Genomic DNA, 25,310 nt, shown 5'->3' with positions numbered 1-25,310 from the left:
GGCCGCCACAAGTCGGCCTGTTGCAGGGCCGATTCAACTGGCCCTGCTTTACAATCGAAGGTCAAGCAGTATTCCTTTGCAGGACTTTCGATGACACGCAAGCGCACCCAATCGGCCGCCGCTGAAGAACAATCCACCTACCTGGGCCAGCTCATCCGCATACGCGGCGCACGGCAGCACAACCTCAAAAACCTGAACCTTGATATTCGCACCGGCGAAATCACCGTGTTCACAGGGGTCAGTGGTAGTGGCAAAAGCTCTTTGGTGTTCGACACCCTGTACGCGGAGGGCCAGCGCCGCTACGTCGAAACCTTTTCGCCGTATGCCCGCCAGTTTCTCGACCGAATGGACAAGCCCGATGTGGACAGCATCGAAGGCGTTTTGCCCGCCATTGCGATTGATCAGGCCAACCCGGTGCGTACCTCGCGCAGCACCGTGGGCACCATGACCGAAATCAACGATCACCTCAAGCTGATTTATGCCCGCGCTGCCCACCTGCATTGCCGCAAGTGCGGCCAGCATGTGCGCGAAGACAACGCAGCCACCATCCAAAGCACGCTTCGTCACCAGTGTGCCGAGGCTGGCGACCCTCGAGTGGTCGTCACCTTCCCTGTTACAGTACCGCTGAGCATGCCCGAACAGGAAGTCGAAGACTTCCTCAGTGCCCAAGGGTACACCCGTGTTCACCGCGAAACCCCAGTCAAGCTGGCGGCCCCTGCCGAGCCCAAAGCCACCAAGGGCAAATCAAAAACTGCCAAAGCGCCCAAGGCCCGCAGCAGCAAAGCCAACAGCACCGACTTCACCCACAAAGTGCTGGATGTGGTGGCCGATCGCTTCAGGGTGGGCGGTGTGGAAGAAAGCCGCTTGAGCGATGCCATCGCCAGCGCCCTGTTGCGCGGCAAAGGCAAAGTGAATGTGTTCGTGCTGCCCAACACCGAAACCGATGCCGAACCCGCACCCTGGCGCTTCTCGGAAGGCTTGCACTGCGCCACCTGTGACATCGACTACGCCCCGGCCTTGCCCAGCCATTTCTCGTTCAACTCCCCGCTGGGGGCCTGCGACACATGCCGTGGGTTTGGCCGGGTCATTGGAATCGACTATGGCCTGGTCATTCCTGATGAAAACAAAACACTGGCTGAAGGCTGCGTCAAACCCTGGCAAACCGAAAGTTTCAAGCCCTGCCAAAAAGACTTGGTCCGCTTTGCCAAACTGCGCGGTATTGCTACCGACATTCCGTTCAAACACCTGCCTGCAGAAGACCAACTGTGGGTGATCGAAGGCGATGCCAATTTTGATGGCAACTGGGAAGGCAGCACCTTCTATGGCGTGGCCCGTTTCTTCGAATGGCTGGAAACCCGCACCTACAAAATGCATGTGCGGGTCATGTTGTCCAAGTACCGCAGCTACACCCCTTGCACCGCCTGCCACGGTGCACGCTTGAAACCCGATTCACTGCTGTGGAAGCTACCCTACCAGAACGCGCTCTACAGCATTCACGACATCATGATGCTGCCGCTAACCCGGGTGGCCGAGCTGTTTGCCAACCTGCAACTGCCCGGCGCGCTGGACGACGCCAGCGACCTCGTGCTTCAAGAAATTCGCACCCGTCTGCAGTTCCTCATCCAGGTGGGTTTGGGTTACCTCACGCTGGACCGGCAAAGCCGCACCCTCAGCGGCGGGGAAGTGCAGCGCATCAACCTCACCACTGCGCTGGGCAGTTCGCTGGTCAACACCCTGTTTGTGCTGGACGAGCCTTCCGTTGGCCTGCACCCGCGCGACATTGCCCGTGTGGCCCAAGCCATGCAACGCCTCAAAAGTGCAGGCAACACACTGGTGGTGGTTGAGCACGATCCACAACTGATGAACCAGGCCGACCGCCTCATTGACATTGGCCCTGGCCCTGGCGATGCAGGTGGACACATTGTGTTTGATGGCGCACCTGCCGACATTACCCACGCTGATTCGCTGACCGCCCAGTACCTCACCGGCCAACTTCAAGTGGTGCCTGTTAGCACAGCCTTGGGTGATTCTGACGAGCATCTGCAACTGACCGGGGTCACTGCCAACAACCTCAAAGGCATCGACTTTCGTTTGCCCCTGAACCGCTTGGTGGTGCTGACCGGTGTCAGCGGCAGCGGAAAGTCCACCTTGGTGCAGGATGTGCTGGTCCCTGCTTTGAAAAAATTCAAGGGCGAGCCCACAGAAGCCCCCGGTGAATTCGAAGCCTTGGATGGGGCAGACCGCATCGGTCAACTCCTGTTTGTAGACCAAAGCCCCATCGGTAAAACCACCCGAAGCAACCCCGCCAGTTATGTGGGCGCATTTGATGAGCTTCGCAAGCTGTTTGCCAAAACCACCGTGGCGGTGGAGCGTGGCTACACAGCGGGCTTCTTCAGCTTCAACAGCGGCGATGGCCGATGCCCCATGTGTGGCGGCAACGGGTTTGAACATGTGGAAATGCAATTCCTCAGCGATGTGTACCTGCGCTGCGGTGAATGCAATGGCACACGTTACAGGCCCGAAGCGCTGGAGGTGACCATCGAGCGGCATGGGCAAACACTGAACATGGCCCAAGTGCTGGAATTGACGGTTGATCAGGCCCTGCAATTGTTCGATGTCGACAAAGCGCTGCTCAAAACCTTGCAACCCTTGGCCCAAGTGGGCCTTGGCTACATGCGTTTGGGGCAGCCAGTGCCCACACTCAGTGGAGGCGAGGCCCAACGCCTCAAGCTCGCAGGTTTTCTGGCCGAGCTTAAACCCACTGCAAGTGGCCAGAAAGTGGCCCGCCGTGGCGACTTGTTCGTGTTTGACGAACCCACCACAGGCCTTCACTTTGACGATGTGGCCAAACTCATGACCAGCCTGCGCCTGCTGCAACAGGCAGGCCACAGTGTGCTGGTGGTTGAACACAACCTTGATGTGATCTGCGCGGCCGACTGGCTGATCGACCTTGGCCCCGAGGCAGGCGAAGCAGGCGGAGAGGTGGTGGCCACGGGCACGCCCAAGCAAGTGGCCAAGCTCAAACACAGCCACACCGGCGTGGCCATTGCCCAATACCTGGGCCAAGCCAACCTGCTTCAGGCCGCTGACCTGAATGGATCAGGCTCACTGAATGAGCCCGAAGCTGTGTACAACACCCAGCCCCAGCAGCGCCGCAGTCAAACTTCGGGTATTGAAATTCTGCACGCCCGCGAGCACAACCTGAAGAATGTCAGCCTCACCCTGCCGCGCGAGCAGATGACCGTCATTACCGGCCCCTCAGGCAGCGGTAAGTCCACATTGGCTTTCGATATTCTGTTCTCGGAGGGGCAGCGCCGCTACCTTGAAAGCCTGAATGCTTATGCGCGCCAGTTTGTGCAGCCTGCTGCCAAGCCCGATGTTGATGCCATCTTCGGTATTCCACCCACTGTGGCCATTGAACAGCGCACCAGCCGGGGTGGCCGAAAAAGTACTGTGGCCACCGTCACCGAGGTGTATCACTTCCTGCGCCTGCTGTTCGTCAAGCTGGGTACACAGCATTGCCCCAGTTGCGAAGTGCCCATTGCACCACAGAGCATGGACGCCATGTTGGCGCAAATCATGCAGCACTACAAAGGGCAGGAAATCACCTTGCTTGCCCCACTGGTGCAGGGCCGCAAAGGCATCTACAACGAAATCGCCAAATGGGCTGTCGACCGGGGCTATGAACGCCTGCGGGTTGACGGTGCCTACGTGCCCACCAACCCTTGGCCAAAACTGGCCCGCTATCAGGAACACCACATTGAATTGCCTGTCGGCACCCTGACCATCAATGCCAAGGCCGAGAAAACACTGCGTGACCTTTTGTCGCAAACACTGGAGTATGGCAAGGGTACGGTTATGGTTGAAAGCCCAGGCTCAAAGCGTGAGCCTGAACCGCAGATTCGATTCTTCTCCACCAAGCGGGCCTGCCCATCCTGCGCACGCAGTTTCCCCGAGTTGGACCCACGGCTGTTCAGCTACAACAGCAAACACGGCTGGTGCCCCAGCTGCTTCGGCGTGGGCGAACAGGTGGAAGGCTTTGATGCAGACACCACTGGCGAAGAAGGGCGTTGGCTGTCCGAACAAGACCGCAGTACCGACGACAGCGATGAAGAAAACCTCAACCTTCGCGAAGCCTTGGTGTGCGGGGCCTGCCAAGGCCAGCGCTTGAACAGCACAGCACTGGCTGTGAAGTTCAAAGGCCACAGCATTGCCCAACTGGCTGACCAAACCGTGACCGAGGCCTTGGGGTGGGTAGATACGCTCGAGCTGGACGAACGCGAGCAGGCCATCGCCAAAGACATTCGTGTCGAAATGGCAGGCCGCCTGAAGTTTCTTGCGCAAGTCGGTTTGGACTACCTGCACCTGAACCGCAGCGCACCAACCCTCAGTGGTGGCGAGGCCCAGCGTATTCGCTTGGCCAGCCAATTGGGCACCAACCTGCGCGGCGTATGCTACGTGCTGGACGAGCCCACCATTGGCTTGCACACCCGAGACAACCACCGTTTGCTGGATGCGCTGGACGAGTTGCGCCGCAAAGGCAACACCCTTGTGGTGGTGGAGCATGACATTGACACCATGCTGCGCGCTGACCGCCTGGTGGACATCGGCCCCGGTGCCGGTAAATTGGGCGGCGCCGTGATGGCGCAGGGCACGGTTGAGGAAGTGAAACGCGACCCCAACTCGCTCACAGGCCGTTACCTCAACAGGCCCATTCCACATCTGGCCCAACCCCGCCGCCCCGTGTTGGCGGACACGCCACAACTCGCCGTTCAACAGGCGCGCCTGCACAATATTCAGGGCTTGGACGTGTCCATTCCATTGGGCCGCTTGGTGGCCATCACCGGGGTCTCGGGTTCTGGCAAGTCCACCCTGGCCCGCGACATTCTGCTGGCCAACATGCGTCAAGCGGTGGCCATGCAAAGCCGCAAAGGGGCTGTGCACAGCCAATGGTTTGCTTGCGACAGCATTGCCAACAGCCAAGCAGTGGCCCGTGTGCTGGAAGTGGACCAAACACCGATCGGTAAAACCCCGCGCAGTTGCCCAGCCACCTACATTGGCTTCTGGAACCGCATACGCAACGTCCTGGCTGACACCGGCGAAGCCCGCATGCGCGGCTTTGAAGCCAGCCGGTTCAGTTTCAACACAGGCCCCGGCCGATGCCCCGTGTGTGAAGGGCAGGGCATGCAAACCATCGAAATGAACTTCCTGCCCGATGTCAAAGTGGTGTGCGAAGCCTGTCGTGGTGCACGCTTCAACCCCGACACCTTGCAGGTCAGCTGGCGCGACAAAACTGCTGCCGACATACTCAACATGAGTGTGGACGAAGCCGCCCCGTTCTTCAGTGCCCACCCCAGCATTGCACAGCCCTTGCAACTGCTCGCCGACGTGGGCCTGGGCTACCTCACGCTGGGCCAACCCAGCCCCACGCTCAGCGGCGGCGAAGCGCAGCGCATCAAACTGGTGACCGAACTCACCAAGGTGCGCGACAACCGCATCAACCCCCACACCCTGTACGTGCTGGACGAACCCACCGTGGGCCTGCACATGAACGATGTGGAAAAGCTGATTGCCGTGTTGCACCGCTTGGTGGATGCAGGCCACACTGTGGTGGTGATTGAACACGACCTTGACCTGATTGCCCAGGCCGATTGGGTCATCGACATGGGCCCCGAGGCGGGTGTGGGCGGTGGGCAATTGGTGGCCCAAGGCAGCCCCCAACAGGTTGCCGCCCGCAAAGGCGCCAGAGCAGGCCACACCGCCAAAGCCCTGGCCGATTTCTACGCCAGCCGACGCACCCGAAGCGAGTGACCTGACACTGCATTGAACCGCCATGTACTGACCTGTTACCCAAGGTTCCTATCACATTCACGTGTTGGAGCAGCTCATGGCGTTTTTCTTCAATGTGGGTAAGCCGGCGTTTACAGGGTTTGGTGCCTTACACGGTACAGCGCTTAACCACGCCGCGGTTAGGCCTGTCATTGTGGTGCTGGTTCACCCCAGCGTAGTGGCTGCGGGCCTGGCCAGCCAATTTTTGAGTACCCCAAGCAGCCGCCAAGCCCACCGCACTTTGGAACGGCAGTCCGCATTCTCCCGCCAGCATTCTGATGCTGCTGCGTCAGCCTTGCGGGGGGTGTTGGCATCGCTGTTGCTGGAAGCACTGCTGCAACAACTGGGGCAGAACCCGGCCCCGGCTGGCCCGTGGTCATACCCGGCAGGGCATGTGCCAGAACACCATGCCGAGCAACAATCAAGGCCTGGTTTTCAGAAAGAGGCTGCCCCCGATGCGGCCTCGGCACCTACCGTTCAGTCTTTGGAAAAAGAGTTGTCGTCACTCCAGGCCAGGGCGGAACCGGCCAAGGCCCAAGCCCTGAATACCCATGGTCAACGTTTTTGTCACTTGGCGCGCACCTTGCAAGCCCAGCAGCAACAGGCTCAAAGCGCGGGTCTGCCGTACACCCCGGCAGCCGGCCAGCTGGACGAATTGAACAAGGCCTTCCGGAAGCTCTGCCTTCATCTACACCCTGACAAATGGGCCAATCAGCCTGAGCTGAAAGAGCAAGCCGGAGAGTTGTTCAAAACATTCTCCACAGTTCGAGATGCCCTGAACCCCTAACTTCGTACATCGGGTTGCCCCAAGCAACGCCTGGGGCAGTCTGGTTTCACGGGTGTTCAGGTCAGCGAATCAACGCGGTTGTCCTCGGCATGGGCTGCAGCCGCGATTCGGTTAAGCTCAGTCCACGGTGTAGTGCTTTTAATACAGGCCACAGTAGTGAGCCAGATGTGGCTTTAATGCCTGAAGCCAACTGTTGCATTCGTTTTTCCCCGATTCCGTATTTGCCAGCTTGAAGCGCAGCAGAGTAGGGCAATATAAACGGGAGGGCGTACATCGTGCCTGTGAGCGCGAAAGCGTCCAAGATCACGGCTGTTCCGATTTTAACCGCAGCCTTGCATGCTTTCACCAGCACGCCACCCAGGCCTGCTGCCGCTTTTGCAAACAACGACCTACCGTCACCGGCTTGTTGTCCACGCTGGTTGATCAACGGTGAAACCTCGCTTGCGCTGGGGGCTTGATAACTTTGAAGCTGAACCGAACCCGTCATGTGAACCTCACAATACGTTGAAAAGGATCATTGGGTGGGGCATTGGCCGAGGTTGGTTCGCTCGCGGGTGGTCGCTAGGTCCGGTCACTCGGTATGGGTAGGTTGTTTGCGTTGTAACTGCGGTATTCAGCCTCAACCCAGGGCGTTCAACAACACCTCATGCAGGCAATATTCGCGGTCGGCGCGTGGCAGCTTTCCGGTCAGGTAGTTCAGCACCGGGCCCAGTTCCCGAATACCCTGCATGGCGTCCCATGCACGGTTCACCCCTGCGTTGTCGGCTTCAAGCCCGTTCAGAAAATCGGCTTGTTGGCCCACCAACACAGCCAGGCATTGGGCCAGTTTGTCCCGCGCGTCGTCAAACTGCCTGTCGATGGTGTCCAGTTTGTTTTGCAGCGTGGTGCTCATGGTGTCAATCAACGCGGCTGCTGCGGCCCGCTGGCGCTTGCGCACACTGCTGCCCTCGGTCTGTACTTGCGGTGGCAAAAGCCCGTCCTCAATGGCCAGCAATTGGCCTTTCTGGCTTTGAATCAAACCCAGCAAGGGCAGGCGCAAAGGCCCCAGGCTTTCCTCGGCCTCTTCAAGCCACTTGAAGTAAGCCGCCACAAAGCGGGTGCTGTCTTTCTTGTAAGTGGTCACCACCTCGCCCAGCGCCAACAGCGCCGACAGCAACTTCTCACGTGCCAATGCTTGCATGGCAGCCTTTACTCAGGGCTCAGGGTGCGGTTCACACCACCGCTTTCATTGGTCTGGCTTACCCATTCCACCCCTTCTTCACTCAGGGTAATTTTCAGGCGCACCACACTGTTGCCTGTGGTTTTGTCTTTCACGTCGGCTGTGCGAACATTGGTCAGGATACGCGCAGGAATGGACGGTTTGGCCACAGCGGCCAAGCCTGCCTCGCTGCGAATATCCCGCACAAGGGCAAGCTTGTCCTGCGCAGAAATGTCCGTGTTGGTTTTCTTCAGAGTGTCTACGAAAGCATCTTGCATGGTGCGCGACACCACTTCCCGCGACACCACACCGTTGCTTTTATGAACCTCAGCCAGGCGCAGTTTGGCATTGTCGGCAAACGCTTTCTGGAAGTTGGCGGACAGCTTGATGTTGCTGTTGGCCAGCGTGTTCTTCAACCGGGTGGACGTGGCTTCCACCACACGAGTGGGCTCGTTGAACTGGCCGTCGGTGCCTTCCTCGTGGTTCTCGATGATCAACGGCAAATCGATGGTAACTTCAGGAATACGCACACGCGGCACGGATAACCCTTCCAACAACGGGTTGTCCTTGTACATCTCGGCCAGTGCGGCAGTTTGAAGGTCTGCCGCCTGCCGTGCCCGGATCAGGCCGGTCATGAGTGAACCCAAAATATCGCCCAAATCATTCATGGTCTGACCCGTGTCGTGTGCTGTGTACGTTCAATTAAGCTTTGGTTTCCTTGATGTTGTCTTCAAGAATCGACAACAACTTTTCCAGGCCGGCTGGCAACTCGTCCTGCACCGCACGCACGTGTATCTGCAGACTGTAGGTGCGCTCGGTTTTCTGGCCACTGGTGCTGCTCTTTTTGTTGCTGTACGAACACTTCAGTTCCGCTGACACGGGCCCCCAGCCTGCCTTCACGCCCAGCGTCGCGCTCAAGTCCGAGGAGTTGGATGTGGTGGACTCGGTCACCGAGTTGATTTTCGCGTTGAAGTCGATGGTGGTTTCTTCCACGCGAATGAACGGAATCGGCAGCATCGTCAAGATAGGCACTTCCAGCTTGAACGGCACCGCTGTCACGGTGATGTTGCCCTGCGCGTCCTTGCTTTCCACCGGCTTGTCGTACTTGAAACTCACCATGGTGGGCTTGCCGGGGTCGGTTTGCGCGTCCGACGGGTTAAAGCCCACGCTCTTGATGAAGTCCACCGAAGTTTGGGCGGACTGCGCCTGCGCCTTGATGACCGCACTCAGCGGCCCGCCCAGCATGGCTTGAAAGTCGATTGAAGAAAGTTCTTGTCCAATGGCCATAGTCAGGTTCTCCGGTCGGCAAAAATCAACAATGAATTGAGGGGTGCTTGTTCAGCCGACGCAATTTGAATCAGCGGGCAGGCATTGGCAACTTCAGTGTTGCCTCAGCAGAGGGAAGGTTGAGGGTGAACCAATGCATCCAAAATCGCGACTCATCAAATGAAGCCGATGTTGATGCGTTGGTGTCACCCGGTGTGGGGTTGGTTCTGCACAACCGGGTGACTTGCTGGGGTTTTGAGGGTCCCCCAGCGAACTATTTCCGGTTTCTGGTTTACTCAATTCAAATGCACGTTGTTTAGAGGGGTGCCATGCCTATCACCAGTGGAAAGCCATCACCAGCTCAAGAGGCTGCAGCCAAAGCGTATTGCGCTATGGAGCTGGGCGCGATCGACCGAGAAGACGTGGTGCAGTCCAGCAGGGACCCATCCAAATCATTCAGTGTCAAGGTTGCGTATCCCGGCATTTCCAAAGCCGCCTGTGCAGTCTTCGTTGATTTGGTGACTGACCCAACTACAAAGGCCCCCCTCAAAGACGCCATAGGCGGCGAGTTCACTGAGTTCGGCAAATTATTGTGCGAGATTGGTGCGGGTGGTGAATCACCTGCCGTGCAGAAGCAATTGCTCGAAGACATTCAGTACACCTTGAAATCAATTCTTGGTACCAATACGCAATTAGACCCTCAGTCCAAAAAGCTGTACGAAGATAACCTTGCCGACGTAGGGCGCGCCTTGGGCAGTTTGCCCTTGTTCGTGCAGAGCAGCGTAAAGAGGCTTCCAGGTTTGGCTGCCGCTTACCCAACTGTTGGTGGGGTGGTGCCCCCTCAATCTCCGTCGACACCCCCTCCCAATCCGCCGCCGCTGGTGGGTTCTACACCAGCTGAAAACCCGAGTATGAATTGCGATGCCGATACTTCAGGAGGGGCTGATCTACAACCCCCCGATCCGGCAGCACACTCCAATTTAATGCGCTTGGCCGGTGAATCATTGCCTTCAGATGCATTTTTTAGGTTCCAACGGCAGGTTGGTTAACTTAATCGTTGATGCACTTCTTGTTTCGTAGAACAACAACTTGGGGATAAACATGACTGAGCCAGTAGCTATAACAGCCGAATCCGACATGGAAAAGTCGATTGCGCGCCTCGAAGCCATGACTTGCCAGGTTGCCAGTCGAGGAGTGTGCGACGCAAATTGCAAAGATTTGGTCGAAAATGTCAGGAGTGTGGCCAAGTACTATTTTTCTAAGCCAGATCGCTCGGCAGCAGACAGAGCGTCACTTGAGCTTTGCGTTAAGCTGGCCAGCGACAGGCTGACGCTGTTGCACAATCACGCCGGGACCTTCCAATCATTGGCCCGTGTACTAGTGGGGTTTTGGTTGTCTCAATTGGGGGAGGCTGATAAAACGGCTTTCTTTGCCAGCCCAACAGGTGTAGATCTTGTGAGGTTGCTGTCCATCGAGCTTGCAAGCTCAAGCATGGAAAAATTACAAAGATTGGCCAAACTGTCTCAAGATACACACCTTAAGTCCCTAACAAGTAGTGGTTTCCGTGCGTTACAGGGCTTGAATTCAAGCCTGAACCCCAGCCCCAGTTCATCACGTTCGCCGTCCCCCGACCCTCAGAGGTCGGCAACGGCAGTGGCGCCCCAAGGGCAACCGGTACAGCCCGCTTCAACTTCGGCTATGGTTACTCCACCTACAGTCAATGATGCATCACCAGGGGCAAGTGCATCTAGTGGTCAGCCCACGGCTAGGCAGTGGCATGGAGTGATGACTAGGGCACCATCTAATTCAGGAGTTTCCAACGGTGCGGCTAGCGATTCCGGTGAGAAAAATTCTGCGTCTGTGCAGGGCTCAGTTGATGTATTGAATCTGGCCTCTGAACTTACCAACATACTCGGAGACCAGTGTGCGTTGCAGATGCGCATGATGAAGCTGCTTTGTATGAGTAGGGGAGAGACTACTGGACCTGCAGGTCGTCCGAATGTGGACCGAAGCCCAGTATTGTCTTTGATCTCGAGTCGGTATGGTGCACTGCTTAACAGCGTCGACCATTCGGGAGATTTGATCGATCCAACCATTCCCATCTTGGAAAGCGCGCACGAGATGATGTTGCACTTCGCAAAACTCGAGGTCATTGCAAGCGGGGCAGGGCGGGCTCTGGCGAACGGGGTAAATGCTGACTACGATGCCAGCCGGGGCGTGCTGGACAAAATCTTGCAGGCCAATGAAACTTATCTTGTTTCAACCCAACTTGGTTTACTGAATAATCAGGTTTTTGATACGGGCTGGAGGCGGTTGTGTCCTCCTGACACCTTGACGGCGGTGGATGAAGTATTCAACGAAAGCATCACGCAATATTTTGATTTGGCGCGTGATGATGTTCAAGCTGGTAAGAATCCAGTTGATGGGAGATCTTTCAATCACCTCCTTAACCGTGCACTCTCGAGGGCTGTCCCGCTTAATGAACCATTGCTTCAGCACAAACTGGCACTTAAAACTCAGTGTTTTTACAACCATGCTTTATTCAACGCGTCGGACGCTGAGCGTGCACGATTAGACAAAGCCATAGAGTCAGCTTCTGTTTACTTGCTTAGGGACTATATTGTCCAAAGCTCAAACTCATTCACAAAGGCAGATAAAGTACGAGCACGTAACGAATTCATTGTTGCCGTGCTCTCATTTCTCTCAAATTCGGAGGAGCCATCAAGCCACTTCCTTTACCGTTCTTTGATAAAACCCACACAACTGCTGCAAAACGAAGGGCTGTTGAGTTCTGAACATGGTGGTTTTGTGCCACGTCGACCGTCCCTGTCGAAAATCATGTCGCTACTTAGTCCAGTAAAGGTGCCTGTAGTAGTGAATCGTTTGTCTTCGAAGATACCTATGGTTGCTTCGGATAAGTTTCTGGGATATGCGAGGGATGATCAAAGAATGAGATCTCAGCTTGTTCGGTCTTCGATTGCTGAACAGCTCGAGTCTATAGCGGGTTTGCTCCATACAGATGGAAGGCTGCCCCCTGATTTAATCATCAAGCAAGAAACTTCAAAGTTACTTGTAGAAGCTGATGCCGATTCAAAAACAATAGCTGTAAGCCATAAGGATCCTCGAGCGGGCAGAGTCCTGGGGCAATTCGCCGACCACCTGCTGCACAGATTAATCAATGCTTCGAACGATATCCCATCGCGGGTTTCGGCGGAGGGCCAACTTGATGGTTTATTTAAGGCTCAGCTGTCGAACTTTGGGGTAGATTTAGCCAGTTACGACAAATGTGTCGAAGACGCGGGGCGTGCTACAAAGCGAAAGATCTCTTTGGCTGCGGATTCGAGCGGTGGCTTTTACATGCAAGCTGAATCCCGATTAAAGAAGGCCACGTTAGAGGAAAAAGTTGTTTCTCAAGGTGGGACAACTTCGGGTAAGCCGCTGTCCAACGCGCTGCGGAATCCTGGTCTAGTGGAGCATAGCCACAATCGGGCAGTACTCTGGGGGTTTGCTTTACGGACAGCGATTTGGAATTCCATCAAGCCCTTGGGTGTTGAACAGCCTATCGCTCGTACTCGACGGGCTGATTGGGGGGTTGACTCTGAACTGTTTGACAATCTCGGTCTAAATTCTGCGACATTAACCAACGCACAGCTTATCCGCATATCAAAACTCTTACTGAGTGTTGTTTCTTCTCGAGCATTCCGCAGCGCCGAAAACGATCGCCCTGCTTATGGCATACGCGTTCTTGATCATTTAATTGACATTGGCAGAAGGGACTCTAACGAAGTATGTACCGGTCCTATAAAGTCTACAGTGCTCTTGCTGTTGGGCCGTATGTTACAGATTTCGAATGCTGATTATCAAGCTGCGCAAACTGTGTCTACAGCACGGGCAGAACGGGAGGAGTCGGATATTCGAATAACTCGGTTAGCTGAACGAGAACTAGAAAGACTGGAAGCGGAAGCGGAAGCGGAAGCGGAAGCGGAAGCGGAAGCAGCGTTGCAACGCCCACCTGCACTGGCACCGGCACCGGCACCGGCACAGACACCGGCACAGACACCGGCACAGACACCGGCACATTCAGAAGTTCTGGTGGCTGCTAACTTAGTGGAGAATAAGGAGGAAGAGGGATCTTCGAAGGCTTTTATGATGTTGGCTGAGGCTTTAGCCGGCGTTCTCAAGGTGATAAACAATGGGCCAGCTCAGGGTTCGACGAATGAAGGTCGTGAACCATCTAGTCTACCCAGAACGTTGACAATGCCCGCCAAGAGTCGCAATTAGTTACAAAAGGAACGGTCGATACAAGGCAATGTGAGACTAGTTCTGAATCTTCAGTCTCGAGTGTTGGCCATGCTCCCTTAGTTTTCTGAGTGTATTTTCGTTATGCTTTCTTTAAGTCAGTTTATCAAAGACAGGGTTGGTATTAATATTAATAGTTTGGATGAGAGTGGAAACGGAAGGGTTTTACTCGACTTCATTGAAAATCAGGGTGCGCAAGCTCTTTGTAAACATATCTATGAGGCTGTTGTTCGTCTGTCTGAAGGGGAGTTGATTTCACGTATATTTGCGCCTGATCAGATGGATGTTCTATATCGGGCGGCTATATCGGCGGAAGATCTTCAAGGTGAAAGCAAAATCTCGAACGAGCTTGAAAAGGTTGCATTCACCATCGGTTACTACTCTGATTTTCTAAAGGCCTCATGCTGTATTGGTAAGCCATATAGGGAAGAGGGTCAATCTACCTATTTTGATCGGAATGCGAATTTTTTCAGGGATAATCTTGATATACAGCCGCCCCACTCGCTGTTTAATCATAGGGGGGGGTGGTTGAAATTCTCTCTGAGCTGAATTCTGAGGAACTGTCCCGTTTTTACAGTCGACATCCATTTTTTAAGAATTTGATTTACCCTGTCGATGTGAATTTTAATCAAACTAGAAACGAGTTTGGTCAGCTGAAGTATGTTGCAAAAACACTGTTTTACGGTGGGAGAAATGGTGTTTTGCAACTAGGGCGTTTAATAAACTCTGATACATATGTAGTGGTGAAAGAAGGGTATCACAGAGTGCATGTTTGGAGGGTGCCGTACCCTCAAAGTTCTGTTGTTAATCAAGTGCTCAATAAAAATTTTCGAACTATCGCATATTTGCATGCTATAGCCATGCGAATGAACAATTGGAGAAGAAATCCTTTATACACTGAAGGCAATAAAAGCCCGGTTGTGACGGTAACCGAGTTGGGGCTTTCTAATCTAGATCCGATAATCGACGGCTTGAATATAGTTAAGTGGGTGTTTGCTGCTGGTCGGGGTGCGCTTGACTCCAGGCGATTGCAGTTTATCAAGAGGCTTGCCGATGAACGTTATAGGGTCTTTGATGATAATGAAGATGTATCGATAAACATGCGACCAAAGGTGAAATCATTCTTGGAGGAGATTCAGGGTTTTTCGAATCCAGTGACTTTGTATCGTTACATGAATGAACTTGGGCGTTTGGTGTTTAGTTGTGCGACAAGTTTACAGCAGATCAATGTTGTACATCAGGATATTAAGCCCGGAAATATTATTGTTGTAAATAATGAGGGTTTTACGGAACTAAAGTTGATTGATATTGATCATATGGTTCATAAAAACGACTGTGCATATCGTTATAAGGAAAGCAATGTTCATGCGAGTGGATATATTGACCCTCAGGTTTTGCGATTTGAAAACAATTTTGAATCCAGGTTGAGTAATGATATTTATGCGACGGGAATAACCCTTAGGCAGTTGTCAGGTCAGTCTCTTTCAAACATCTACAGGCGGGGTTCTCAGCCTGAGGTAAATATGTTTCACTTGGATGAGATTGGAAAGAGTTCAGATTGGTATCCGCTAGATTATCCAAGCATGGAAAAAGTGCTGTCCCGAGCAAAAGGTGATGCGCCGATTACCCACCTCTACTATGTTGGCTTGTTGTTGAGTTCCAAGCTTGCTACCAATTCATCAGGTAAGGTGGTGCAGAGTAGGATGGAGGGTGTTCGATTTGTAGTTGATAATTCTGGTTACTTTACACAGGGTAGAGGGATGGATGATCCTGAGTTACTCGATATGACATTGGCCCTACTTAAAACCTCATGTGCTATGAATAAAGATCTGCGCTATCAAATGTATAATAGCGCAGCTCGTGAGTACGGTATTAGTGTGAACGAGCGAAGTTTTTCTCAGTATTTGTTCAATATGGAAAAATCTCGTGTCAAGAAACTTGGATTGGAGTCATTGAACCGGCATCAAATCAGGGCTATTGAGGCTCCCCTAGCTTGGCCTGTTGATAGAATGCTGGGCTCGGAATCGCTTGTTTCTGGTTCTTCTTCTGAGCTTAGATGTTCGTCTGGTTCGAGTGTAGGCACATACGCCTGAAATGATTGAGTGGTGCAGCAGACCCAACCCCCATTCGAACTTCTGAGGTTTGCACTCCACCAAAGGCGTTGATTTTTTTCAAGGCCTGCACCGTGTACCCAGCGCTACCCCAATTAGACAGCCCCGCCACATCACCCCGCGCCAATGATGTTGGCGAGCAAACCGCCGCGTCATCGTTGGGCGGGGGCAATCAGCCGTCGCGCAGGTTGGCTGAATTCAAAACCGGGCTGAATGTTTGGGTGAATCAGGCCTCGAATGCCGAACGAACTGGGCGTTTGGAGGCGGTGCGGCGAATTCAGAATTACTTGGACAAGGGTGAGAAGTCACCCCATCTTGATCTGAGTAAACTCAGCCTAAGCACCTTACCGAACGATGTCGATGTGCTGGCCATGGTTGCCATATTGAGAGGTGCTGTGCCGGGCAGCGGGGTGATAAACCTTACCTATAACCCTCTGGATATTTCGACTCGGCAGGTGTTGGCACAACAGCCTGAAGGGCGACGTGACGTGTTCCAGGTTTCAGTGCCCGAGGCCAGCAATGATGCCGCCGTCGATGAGTCCAATACCGCTGTGGCTGGCCCAGCGCCGGGCGGTTCGTCACATGTGGCTTGGATTTGTAACTTGACCAATGTGGTCGGTGTGCTTCAAGACCACACACTGCCTGCCCTGGAAAGCTTGGCCAAAGCCAGTGTCGGGGTGTTCAACAACCCCATAAGCACACTGAGCCACGCCGTCAGCGTGTACACCCAGCAGCGCAGCAAAGCCCTCAGCGAAGTGGGCCGCACCAACCTCAAGAACTTCACCTTGTCTGACCTGGCCGACCTGAACCTGGTGGACTACATCGGCGGCTTGGAGCGTTTGAACCTGCTGGCCGAGGGGCTGAGAAGCGCCAGTCAATCCCTAACCGGCGCAGAGCCATCGCTGGCCTTCAGGGCCAACCCCTTCACCAAGGGCAACTCAGTCAACAAAGCCAAAGACAAACTGCTGGCCTTGGGCGGAACAGTCAAAACCATTGAGCACTTGTTAACTGCTTTGCACGAATGGCCGGGTGCCGCGAAGGCATTGCTGGAGCAGGCGATTGAGCTGGACAACCGGCTTGACGACTTGCAACGCCGAAGCCTTCAGTTGGAAGTTCGCGGCGAATCCGCTGGCGACAGCTTGACGCAGCTGGCCGGGCTGTTGATTGACCACACCCGCGTCTTGGGTGCACTTTACCGGGAAATTGATCAGCAAGTGGGCCAGTATAAAAACTTGGCGGAGCAATTGCCCGCTGGCTGGCCGCTGAAAGCCCACCTTCAGCAATGGCTGCAAGGCAAGGCCGAGGCGGTGGCCGATTTGCAGCAGCACAAAAACCTGGCCCTGTTGCTGGGGCGCTTGGCCAACCCCCGCGCAGGCAGCGATGTGCAGGCTTTTGCGCACACCCGGTTGGCAGGTATGGTGTCCACCTTGCCCGCTGGCAGCCCTTACCTTGAATTGCTGGCCAAGCACCCGAATGAACAGGTGCGTGGCTTGGTGCCTGCATTAGTGCCTGCAGTGGTGCCCGAGCCTACCCAGCCTACCCAGCCAGCAACAGACCTTGCCCCTGCGGGGCTGAAGCGCACACCCAGCGAAACAGCATTGGCGCAGTTTCCCGCAGTGAATGTACCCGACACTGCCTTGGCCAAAGTGCGTTACACCGCCCCGGCTTTTGAAGCGGTGAAGCAAGGCGACTTGGCCAAGCTGCATGAATACCTAAGCTTGGGCTTGAACCCTTTGGTAACTAATGACCTCGGCCAAACCCTGCTGCACATGGCTGCCCAGGATGGGCAAGTGACCGTGCTGCGCTGGTTGGCCACCGTGCAAAAGCTGCCATTGGAGGTGGGTGACAGATTTGGGAGCACACCACTTCACGTTGCTGCTGAGCATGGCCAGTTGCAGGCCATGGCCGCCTTGGTGGATGCGGGCGCTGACAAACACGCCAAAGACGAGCATGGCAACCAGGCCATTCATCTTGCTGCGGAGTGGTGGGGGGATGTTGATGCGGTGAAATTCTGCAGAAACGTACTGGGTCAAAGCCTTGAAGCCCGTGCGTTCAACGGCAGAACACCCTTGGTGCAGGCAGCCGGGAAAGGCAACTTGGCAGTCATGCGTTGGTTGGTGGCGCAAGGCGCAGAAAAACATGCCAAAGACAATAAGGGCAACCAAGCCATTCATTTGGCGGCGACGTTTGCGAATGCGGACGCGGTGAAGTTTTGTAGGGACGAACTGGGCCAAAGCATCGAAGCCCGTGGGTCACTAAGCATAACACCATTGTCGGTGGCTGCGATGCGAGGTAACTTGGAGGTAATGCGCTGGTTGGTGGCGCAAGGCGCGGACAAACACGCCAAAAGCGATGATGGCAACCAAGCCATTCATTTGGCGGCGACGTTTGCGAATGCGGACGCGGTGAAGTTTTGTAGGGACGAACTTGGCCAAAGCATCGAAGCCCGTGGGTCCCTAGGCATAACGCCATTGTTGGTGGCTGCGATGCAAGGCAACTTGGCAGTCATGCGTTGGTTGGTGGCGCAAGGCGCTGACAAACACGCCAAAAGCGATGATGGCAACCAGGCCATTCATTTGGCGGCGTTGTTTTCGAATGCGGATGCGGTGAAGTTTTGTAGGGACGAACTGGGCCAAAGCCTTGAAGCCCGTGGGTTCAACGGCAGAACACCCTTGCTGCAGGCAGCCGAGACAGGCAACTTGGCAGTCATGCGTTGGTTGGTGGGGGCAGGTGCGAACCCCCGTGCCGTGGATAGCAGCAGGCACACGCTACTCGATATAGCCAAAGTGTCCAATAACGCTGAAACCATCGCGTATGTGGAGCAACTACTCAGCAAACGGCCTTAACGCACCCAAGGGCAGGCCTCGGCCTGCCCACCCAGCCTGTGTAAAAGCACCCTCAGTGTTTCGCCTCGGCTTTTTTCTGCCCAATTTTGCTTTCTTTGCCGGCCATGAGGTTGGCGATGTTCTGTTTGTGGCGGTACACCAGCAGGGCGGCCATGATGAACACAGCCAGTGAGGAGTAGCGGAAAAAGTACGCAATGATGAGCCAGGTTACTGCGATGGCCACGCCTTGCCGCCTTCAATGCGGAAGAAAATGGGGAAGAGGTGGCCGATGAATGCGGCCAGACCCAACCCCCATTCGAACTTGTGCGGTGCTTATTCCACCAAAGGCGTTGATTTTTTTCAAGGCCATCACCGTGTTGTCCACTGTTGCCCACGCCCCTTCTTCTGAATTGCCCAGCTCCTCAAACACGCCCGTTGCCCAGGGCCTGGACGGCGGCCAGGCCAGTGCGGCTCCCTCTGCTGCATCCAATGCCGGGGCAATTTCTAAATTGCTGACTAGCGTCGAACAGTGGGTGCAGCAAGCACCAGCCCATGAACGGGTGGCGCGTGAGGATGCCCGGCACCGGATCGCTGTCTATGTCAGCCCCGCAGAACGCACGCCCCATTTGAATTTGAGCGGCCTGGGGTTGAGTGCCTTGCCCGATGAGTTCAGAACCGTGGTGATGGTGGCGAAGTTGCGCAGTGGCAATCGCCAATCGGCTGTCATCGACTTGCGTAACAACTCTTTGACGGCGCAGGCCCAAGACACAATCACTCAGCTTAGCCCGGCTTTGCGCCCGCTGGTGGACATTGCAGAACAAGCCTCGGTGCCCGGCGCCAACTCGGGTTTGCAAGGCGCGGCGCAGGCTGGTGCACCCAGCGAACCCCATCCGGACCTGCCTTTGTGGCTTGCCAATTTGGCGGCCGTGGTGGGCCTTTTGAATACGGACACAGTGCCGATGATCAGTGAACTGGGCTCGAAATGTCAGGATGCTCTGAATTTCCCCAAGGCCACTCTTGAAAAGGCCATGACGACTTACAACGCCCTGCTGGTTGAAGTGCAGACCAAAGCCGCTGCGACGGATGTGGGCCGTTTGGCCTTGGAGCGGATGCCGGATTTGAGTTTTTTGGTGGATCACCGAGCGCTAGAGGGCTTGTCGGGGATGATCGACAAGATTGATGAGGCCGCAGCCAGAGTCAGCTCGGCCAGCGTTGGTTTCTTCCGTTCCGAGAAGAACATCACCCGCGCCCTGGAAAAGCTGACGGCCATGAAACAAATTTGCGCCGCACTGGAAAACCTGTTCGAAAAAAAATACAACTGCCAACGGGCAGCAACCAGCCTGTTGAAAAAAGCCGAGGACTTGGGTGAAGCCTTGGCCAACCTGCATACGCGTTGCCTTCAGATGGATGCCCGGGGCGAGAAGGCCAACAACGAGCTAAGTACCTTGGTGTCGGTTTTACTGACACACACCGACGGTTTGAAAGGCTTGACGCATGAACTGGATGATTTGCTGAAACAATACCAGAACTTGTTACCCACGCTTGATAATGCGTGGCCATTGAAGGCCGAGCTGAGTTCGTCCCTTGCCCAGTGGGCCGCTGACTTGGCCACTTTGAAGCAGCAAAAAAACATCGGTCTGCTGATGGGGCGTTTGGCCAAGCCCGAGATGGGTGCGCTTGAGCAGTCCGGCCTGTTGCCCTTACTGAAAAACCAGTTGAAACAATTGCCGACGGGCAGCCCTTACCTTGAATTACTGGCCAAGCACCCGAATGAACAGGTGCGTGGCTTAGTGCCCACATTGGTACCTGCAGTGGTGCCCGAGCCTGCCCAGCCCACCGAGCCTGCAACAGACCTAGCCCCTGCGGGGCTGAAGCGCACACCCAGCGAAACAGCATTGGCGCAGTTTCCCGCAGTGAATGTGCCCCACACCGCCTTGGCCAAAGTGCGTTACACCTTCCCGGCTTTTTGCGCGGTGATACTAGGCGACTTGGCCAAACTTCATGAATACTTGACCTTAGGCTTGACCCCCTTGGTCACCAATGACACCGGCGACACCCTGCTGCACAAGGCTGCCCAGGATGGGCAAGTGACCGTGTTGCGCTGGTTGGCCACCGTGCAAAACTTGCCGTTGGAGGTGGGTGAAAAAAGTGGGCGCACACCACTTCACGTTGCTGCCATAAACGGCCAATTGCAGGCCATGGCCGCCTTGGTGGATGCTGGTGCGGACAAACACGCCAAAGACAATGAGGGCAGCCAAGCCATTCATTTGGCGGCGCTGCTTTCGAATGCGGATGCGGTGAAATACTGTAGGGACGAACTGGGCCAAAGCCTTGAAGCCCGTGGGTTCAACGGCAGAACATCCTTGGTGCAGGCAGCCCAGACAGGCAACTTGGCAGTCATGCGTTGGTTGGTGGCGCAAGGCGCAGACAAACACGCCAAAGGCGATGATGGCAACCAGGCCATTAATTTGGCGGCGCTGTTTTCGAATGCGGATGCGGTGAAATACTGTAGGGACGAACTGGGCCAAAGCCTTGAAGCCCGTGGGTTCACCGGCAGAACACCCTTGGTGCAGGCGGCCGGGCAAGGCAACTTGGCAGTCATGCGTTGGTTGGTGGCGCAAGGCGCAGACAAACATGCCAAAGACAATGAGGGCAGCCAAGCCATTCATTTGGCGGCGCTGCTTTCGAATGCTGATGCGGTGAAGTTTTGTAGGGACGAACTGGGCCAAAGCCTTGAAGCCCGTGGGTTCAACGGCAGAACGCCCTTGTTGATGGCAGCCCAGACAGGCAACTTGGCAGTCATGCGTTGGTTGGTGGCGCAAGGCGCAGACAAACACGCCAAAGACAATGATGGCAACCAGGCCATTAATTTGGCGGCGCTGTTTTCGAATGCGGATGCGGTGAAATACTGTAGGGACGAACTGGGCCAAAGCCTTGAAGCCCGTGGGTTAAACAGCAGAACACCCTTGGTGCAGGCAGCCGAGAAAGGCAACTTGGCAGTCATGCGTTGGTTGGTGGCGCAAGGCGCAGACAAACACGCCAAAGGCGATGATGGCAACCAGGCCATTCATTTGGCGGCGCTGTTTTCGAATGCGGATGCGGTGAAATACTGCAGGGACGAACTGGGCCAAAGCGTTGAAGCACGTGGGCTCAACGGCCGAACGCCCTTGTTGCAGGCGGCCGGGCAAGGCAACTTGGCAGTCATGCGTTGGTTGGTGGGGGCAGGTGCAAACCCCCGTGCCGTGGATAGCAGCAGGCACACGCTACTCGATATAGCCAAAGTGTCCAATAACGCTGAAACCATCGCGTATGTGGAGCAACTACTCAGCAAACGGCCTTAATACACCCAAGGGCAGGCCTTGGCCTGCCCACCCAGCCTGTGTAAAAGCACCCTCAGTGTTTCGCCTCGGCTTTTTTCTGCCCAATTTTGCTTTCTTTGCCGGCTATGAGGTTGGCGATGTTCAGTTTGTGGCGGTACACCAGCAGGGCGGCCATGATGAACACGGCGAGCGCCTGGCCGTTGATGCCAAAAAGCAGCACGTCGTAGAACACGGCGAACACGCTGGCCACCAGGGCGGCCAGTGAGGAGTAGCGGAAGAAGTACGCAATGATGAGCCAGGTTACTGCGGTGGCCAGGCCCAGCACCCAGTTCAGGGCCAGCAGCACGCCCAGTGCGGTGGCCACGCCTTTGCCGCCTTCAAAGCGGAAGAAGATGGGGAAGAGGTGGCCGATGAATGCGGCCAGGCCCACCCAGGCAATGTCGCTTTGGGTGAACTGGTAGGTGTCTTGGTAGTGATACGCCAGCAACACCGCCACGGTGCCTTTCAAGGCGTCGCCCAGCAGGGTGAGCAGGGCAGCCACTTTGTTGCCACTGCGCAGCACGTTGGTGGCGCCGGGGTTTTTCGACCCGTAGGTGCGTGGGTCAGCCAGGCCAACAAAGCGTGAAACCACCACGGCGAAGGAAATGGAGCCCAGCAGGTAGGCAATGACCAGGGCAGCAATGAAGTGGGTGGACACGGTTGTCTCCGTTTGTTGTGGTTGCTTGGCGTGTGCCGTTATTGTGCCGCAATTCGCCGGTTTTTTTGATGGGCAGACCGAACTAAGTGCCTTGCGCTTTTACTCAGAGTTTCCTGTGATTAACGAGAAACACCATGCAGCCCATCAATTCCAACAACCCCCCCGCCGGTATTGCTCCCCATGACTTGCTCGTACAGGGCTTTGCGAGTGTGAGAATCACGCCCGGGGCCCCCACGCAGGCTGTAGCCTCACTGGCCACCAACCTGCTGCACAATCAGGGCGCATCCTCATCGGCCCAGCCTGACCCACAGTCACCTGTCAACCAGCAACCGGTGTTTGCTCAGCCCAACACGCAGATGGCCCCAAGGGCGCCCGGCCGTGAGCGTCGAACATTGGGTCGTCATCCTGAGTTGCTGGGCAATGTACTCAGCCCGACGATCGGCACAGGCCAGGCGCACGCCAGCCCTCAGCCAGCGCCCACGCCCACCCAGAACCTCAGTCCACAATCGGCGGCAGGCATGCAGTGGTCTCCGCTGAGCGCTGGGGGCAGTGTGCAGGCGACACCGATGCACATGGATTCTCCCCCTGCTGGTGCGCGGTCTGAAGAAGCGGTGAATGCAGCGCGCGCTCAGTTGTTGTTCATGGCCACACCCACCAACCCCCACAGTCAACAGAACCGGTAAGCAGCCATGCCTTCTCCACTTGCACCCAACAACAGCCCTGTGATTCAGGTCGAACCACCGCAAGGTCAATCCTCGCTTCATTCACAGGCGGTGTTGCAGCAGTCGGCCGCCAGTGCTGCGGCTGCAATACTGTTCGTGTTGCTGGGGGCTCACCCCAATGCAGATGAAATGCTGCCAGGTTCATCTGGGCTTTGGCTTAGCCAGCAGGTACAAAGGGGCTCATCGGGCAGCGTTGATTCGGATGCGTCGTCAGTGCCCCCGACTGTGCCGCGTGGGTACCTCAGTGTGGGCGTTCAAAGCGCTTGGCTGGAACCTGATGCAACCCCCCTGCCAGTAGCCCCCACTGTGCGTTATCGTTCGGCGCAGGTAGCCATGGCGAGTGCTGCCGCTACTCCGGATGGCCTCATGGAGCTTGAGGGAGACGCTCCGAGGGTGCCTGCCACGGTGAAGTACAAAGCGGGCTACCAAGTTGCTGCGGGGTGGGGTACTCCGACCCAAGTTAGGTCTACATCGCTGGCTGATCACTTGGAACACCGACGCGTGACAGGTAGCCCGGTTGTGTCGCCTGCCGCCAATACGGATAACCATACTGCTTCTTCAGCACCCGGTCGCTTGGGCGGGCGGGCACGCCAGGTTCATCGACCATTGGTGTGGGACGACCCCTTCGGCTCTTGAGTTATCTGGGCCCCCGCCCCAGCGGGTGGTGGGCATTGAGCAACTCGTGCAGTTGCTCTTTGGCCACGTGGGTGTAGATTTGTGTGGTGGTGATGTCGGCATGCCCCAGCAGCAGTTGCACCACCCGCAGGTCGGCCCCGTGGTTCAGCAGGTGGGTGGCGAAAGCGTGCCGCAGCACGTGGGGGCTGATGGGGCTGTGGATGCCTGCCAGCAGGGCGTGGCGCTTGATGATTTTCCAGAAGGCTTGCCGGGTCATGGGGCCGCCCAGGTGGGTCACAAACAGGGCATCGCTTTCTTTGAAGCTCAGCAATTGAGCCCGGGCTTGCCCCAGGTACAGCAGTATGGCCAAGCGTGCCGGGTTGCCCATGGGCACCAGCCTTTCCTTGTTGCCTTTGCCCAGTACTTTCACGGCACCGGCGTTCAGGTCAACGGCTTGTAAGGGCAGGTTCACCAGTTCGCTGACGCGCAGGCCGCTGGCGTACATCAGTTCCAGCATGGCTTTGTCGCGGATGCCTTGAGGGGTGTTCAGGTCGGGCGCATTCACCAGGTTTTCCACTTCGGCTTCCGACAGGGTTTTGGGCACCCGCAGGCCTTGGCGCGCGCTGCGCAGGGCGGTGGTGGGGTTGTCGGTTCGGTGGCGGTTGTTCACCATCCACAGGCAGAAGCGTTTGATGCTGCTGGTTTTTCGGTTCAGGCTGCTGGGTTTGAGGCTTGAAAGGCTGTGAATGTAGCGGCGCAGGGTGTCGGTGTCGAGTTGCTCCAAGGGTGTGGCGTTGGTGCTGCTCAGCCAGTGGGCCAGTTGGGTGAGGTCGCTGCGGTAGGCGGCCAGGCTGTGGTCTGCAAGCCCTTCTTCCAGCCAAAGGCTGGTGCAGAATTCGTCGATCAGCGGGTGGGGGGTGTCGGCCATGGCGCTGATTGTATGTGCCACAATGGGCTGGTTGTCAACCGTTGAGCAGTACCCCCATGAGCACTCCCATCGCCGACCTTCGCAAGGATTACACCCGAGCCAGCCTGGATGAAACTGACGCATTGCCCAACCCGATGGACCTGTTCCAGCGCTGGTTTGAGCAGGCCCTGAATGCCCAGTTGCCCGAGCCCAATGCCATGACCCTGGCCACCGTGGACCACCGCGGGCGGCCTGCTGCGCGCATTGTGCTGATTAAAGGGCTGGATGAGCGGGGCTTCTGTTTTTTCACCAACTATGAAAGCCGCAAGGGGCAAGAGCTGGCGGCCAACCCGCACGCCGCCTTGTTGTTCCATTGGACAGAACTGGAGCGGCAGGTGCGTATTGAAGGCCGTGTGGAGAAGGTGAGCGCTGAGGAATCGGACACCTATTACCGCAGCCGCCCGCCCGGCAGCCGTTTGGGGGCCTGGGCTTCGCCGCAAAGCCGCAGGCTGGATTCACGCGATGCGCTGGAGGCCTTGGTGGACCAAGCCCGCACCAGCCATGCCGGTGACCCGGTGGACCGCCCGCCGTTTTGGGGCGGTTACCGCTTGGTGCCGGATTACTTTGAATTCTGGCAGGGGCGGCCTTCGCGTCTGCATGACCGCTTGGCTTACTCGCCGGACAGCGCCCAGCCCGGAGGCTGGCGCATCGACCGGCTGGCCCCTTAAGCAGGC

The 25,310-nt window shown here is 56.2% G+C and carries 17 protein-coding genes and 1 pseudogene; 11 read left to right on the top strand and 7 right to left on the bottom strand.

Annotation, left to right across the window (positions count from 1 at the left end):
• Positions 1-141 precede the first annotated feature (141 nt).
• Positions 142-5,811, top strand: a complete 5,670-nt coding sequence (gene uvrA, locus ACK4FF_RS11410; protein ID WP_409709499.1) for an excinuclease ABC subunit UvrA — start codon at positions 142-144, stop codon at positions 5,809-5,811.
• 76 nt (positions 5,812-5,887) lie between these two features.
• A complete protein-coding gene (locus ACK4FF_RS11405; RefSeq protein ID WP_409709098.1) occupies positions 5,888-6,616 on the top strand; it encodes a J domain-containing protein in 729 nt (242 codons plus the stop codon).
• Between the two features lie 61 nt (positions 6,617-6,677).
• Here ACK4FF_RS11405 and ACK4FF_RS11400 read toward each other — a convergent pair whose 3' ends face one another.
• The 4 genes from ACK4FF_RS11400 to ACK4FF_RS11385 form a co-directional block, all read right to left on the bottom strand.
• A complete protein-coding gene (locus ACK4FF_RS11400) occupies positions 6,678-7,103 on the bottom strand; it encodes a hypothetical protein (RefSeq protein ID WP_409709095.1) in 426 nt (141 codons plus the stop codon).
• 132 nt (positions 7,104-7,235) lie between these two features.
• On the bottom strand, positions 7,236-7,796 hold the full coding sequence (locus tag ACK4FF_RS11395) for a hypothetical protein (protein WP_409709092.1): 561 nt from the start codon (positions 7,794-7,796) through the stop codon (positions 7,236-7,238).
• A gap of 8 nt (positions 7,797-7,804) precedes the next feature.
• Positions 7,805-8,482, bottom strand: a complete 678-nt coding sequence (locus ACK4FF_RS11390) for a hypothetical protein (protein WP_409709089.1) — start codon at positions 8,480-8,482, stop codon at positions 7,805-7,807.
• Between the two features lie 34 nt (positions 8,483-8,516).
• Positions 8,517-9,101, bottom strand: coding sequence for a DUF2589 domain-containing protein (locus tag ACK4FF_RS11385; RefSeq protein ID WP_409709086.1), 585 nt, complete (start codon positions 9,099-9,101; stop codon positions 8,517-8,519).
• Positions 9,102-9,409: 308 nt separating this feature from the next.
• On the opposite strand from ACK4FF_RS11385, the gene ACK4FF_RS11380 reads away from it, so the two are divergent.
• The 5 genes from ACK4FF_RS11380 (at position 9,410) to ACK4FF_RS11360 (ending at position 18,336) form a co-directional block, all read left to right on the top strand.
• Positions 9,410-10,129, top strand: a complete 720-nt coding sequence (locus ACK4FF_RS11380) for a hypothetical protein (protein WP_409709083.1) — start codon at positions 9,410-9,412, stop codon at positions 10,127-10,129.
• A 52-nt stretch (positions 10,130-10,181) separates the two neighbouring features.
• Positions 10,182-13,361, top strand: a complete 3,180-nt coding sequence (locus tag ACK4FF_RS11375) for a hypothetical protein (RefSeq protein WP_409709080.1) — start codon at positions 10,182-10,184, stop codon at positions 13,359-13,361.
• Positions 13,362-13,463: 102 nt separating this feature from the next.
• Complete coding sequence (locus ACK4FF_RS11370; protein ID WP_409709077.1) at positions 13,464-13,928, top strand: hypothetical protein; 465 nt, start codon at positions 13,464-13,466, stop codon at positions 13,926-13,928.
• Complete coding sequence (locus ACK4FF_RS11365; RefSeq protein ID WP_409709074.1) at positions 13,904-15,472, top strand: protein kinase domain-containing protein; 1,569 nt, start codon at positions 13,904-13,906, stop codon at positions 15,470-15,472. The genes ACK4FF_RS11370 and ACK4FF_RS11365 overlap by 25 nt, the downstream gene beginning before the upstream one ends.
• A gap of 68 nt (positions 15,473-15,540) precedes the next feature.
• A complete protein-coding gene (locus ACK4FF_RS11360) occupies positions 15,541-18,336 on the top strand; it encodes an ankyrin repeat domain-containing protein (RefSeq protein ID WP_409709070.1) in 2,796 nt (931 codons plus the stop codon).
• Between the two features lie 52 nt (positions 18,337-18,388).
• Here the strand turns inward: ACK4FF_RS11360 and ACK4FF_RS11355 are convergent.
• Positions 18,389-18,624, bottom strand: a pseudogene (locus ACK4FF_RS11355) (glycerol-3-phosphate acyltransferase); the annotation flags it as partial.
• Between the two features lie 20 nt (positions 18,625-18,644).
• Here ACK4FF_RS11355 and ACK4FF_RS11350 point away from each other — a divergent pair.
• Positions 18,645-21,656 carry an ankyrin repeat domain-containing protein gene (locus ACK4FF_RS11350; RefSeq protein ID WP_409709067.1) on the top strand — a complete coding sequence of 1,004 codons (3,012 nt, stop codon included), beginning with the start codon at positions 18,645-18,647 and terminating at the stop codon, positions 21,654-21,656.
• Between the two features lie 52 nt (positions 21,657-21,708).
• Here the strand turns inward: ACK4FF_RS11350 and plsY are convergent, their stop codons facing one another.
• A complete protein-coding gene (gene plsY / locus ACK4FF_RS11345; RefSeq protein WP_409709064.1) occupies positions 21,709-22,332 on the bottom strand; it encodes a glycerol-3-phosphate 1-O-acyltransferase PlsY in 624 nt (207 codons plus the stop codon).
• 134 nt (positions 22,333-22,466) lie between these two features.
• On the opposite strand from plsY, the gene ACK4FF_RS11340 reads away from it, so the two are divergent.
• Positions 22,467-23,015, top strand: coding sequence for a hypothetical protein (locus tag ACK4FF_RS11340; protein WP_409709061.1), 549 nt, complete (start codon positions 22,467-22,469; stop codon positions 23,013-23,015).
• A gap of 6 nt (positions 23,016-23,021) precedes the next feature.
• Positions 23,022-23,690, top strand: a complete 669-nt coding sequence (locus ACK4FF_RS11335; protein WP_409709058.1) for a hypothetical protein — start codon at positions 23,022-23,024, stop codon at positions 23,688-23,690.
• A gap of 1 nt (position 23,691) precedes the next feature.
• Here the strand turns inward: ACK4FF_RS11335 and xerD are convergent, their stop codons facing one another.
• A complete protein-coding gene (xerD, locus tag ACK4FF_RS11330) occupies positions 23,692-24,597 on the bottom strand; it encodes a site-specific tyrosine recombinase XerD (protein WP_409709496.1) in 906 nt (301 codons plus the stop codon).
• A 56-nt stretch (positions 24,598-24,653) separates the two neighbouring features.
• Between xerD and pdxH the strand changes: the two genes are divergently transcribed.
• On the top strand, positions 24,654-25,304 hold the full coding sequence (gene pdxH / locus ACK4FF_RS11325; protein WP_409709055.1) for a pyridoxamine 5'-phosphate oxidase: 651 nt from the start codon (positions 24,654-24,656) through the stop codon (positions 25,302-25,304).
• The last annotated feature ends 6 nt before the right edge of the window (positions 25,305-25,310 follow it).

The sequence above is a fragment of the Limnobacter sp. genome (assembly GCF_046297615.1).
GTDB lineage: Bacteria > Pseudomonadota > Gammaproteobacteria > Burkholderiales > Burkholderiaceae_B > Limnobacter.
This window is presented reverse-complemented; position numbering and strand designations above follow the sequence as displayed.

Excerpts from the sequence above, each read along its gene's own strand:
- ACK4FF_RS11405 (WP_409709098.1), top strand. The coding sequence starts at position 5,888 with ATGGCGTTTTTCTTCAATGTGGGTAAGCCGGCGTTTACAGGGTTTGGT.
- ACK4FF_RS11400 (WP_409709095.1), bottom strand. The coding sequence starts at position 7,103 with ATGACGGGTTCGGTTCAGCTTCAAAGTTATCAAGCCCCCAGCGCAAGC.
- ACK4FF_RS11395 (WP_409709092.1), bottom strand. The coding sequence starts at position 7,796 with ATGCAAGCATTGGCACGTGAGAAGTTGCTGTCGGCGCTGTTGGCGCTG.
- ACK4FF_RS11390 (WP_409709089.1), bottom strand. The coding sequence starts at position 8,482 with ATGAATGATTTGGGCGATATTTTGGGTTCACTCATGACCGGCCTGATC.
- ACK4FF_RS11385 (WP_409709086.1), bottom strand. The coding sequence starts at position 9,101 with ATGGCCATTGGACAAGAACTTTCTTCAATCGACTTTCAAGCCATGCTG.
- ACK4FF_RS11380 (WP_409709083.1), top strand. The coding sequence starts at position 9,410 with ATGCCTATCACCAGTGGAAAGCCATCACCAGCTCAAGAGGCTGCAGCC.
- ACK4FF_RS11375 (WP_409709080.1), top strand. The coding sequence starts at position 10,182 with ATGACTGAGCCAGTAGCTATAACAGCCGAATCCGACATGGAAAAGTCG.
- ACK4FF_RS11370 (WP_409709077.1), top strand. The coding sequence starts at position 13,464 with ATGCTTTCTTTAAGTCAGTTTATCAAAGACAGGGTTGGTATTAATATT.
- ACK4FF_RS11340 (WP_409709061.1), top strand. The coding sequence starts at position 22,467 with ATGCAGCCCATCAATTCCAACAACCCCCCCGCCGGTATTGCTCCCCAT.
- ACK4FF_RS11335 (WP_409709058.1), top strand. The coding sequence starts at position 23,022 with ATGCCTTCTCCACTTGCACCCAACAACAGCCCTGTGATTCAGGTCGAA.
- xerD (WP_409709496.1), bottom strand. The coding sequence starts at position 24,597 with ATGGCCGACACCCCCCACCCGCTGATCGACGAATTCTGCACCAGCCTT.
- pdxH (WP_409709055.1), top strand. The coding sequence starts at position 24,654 with ATGAGCACTCCCATCGCCGACCTTCGCAAGGATTACACCCGAGCCAGC.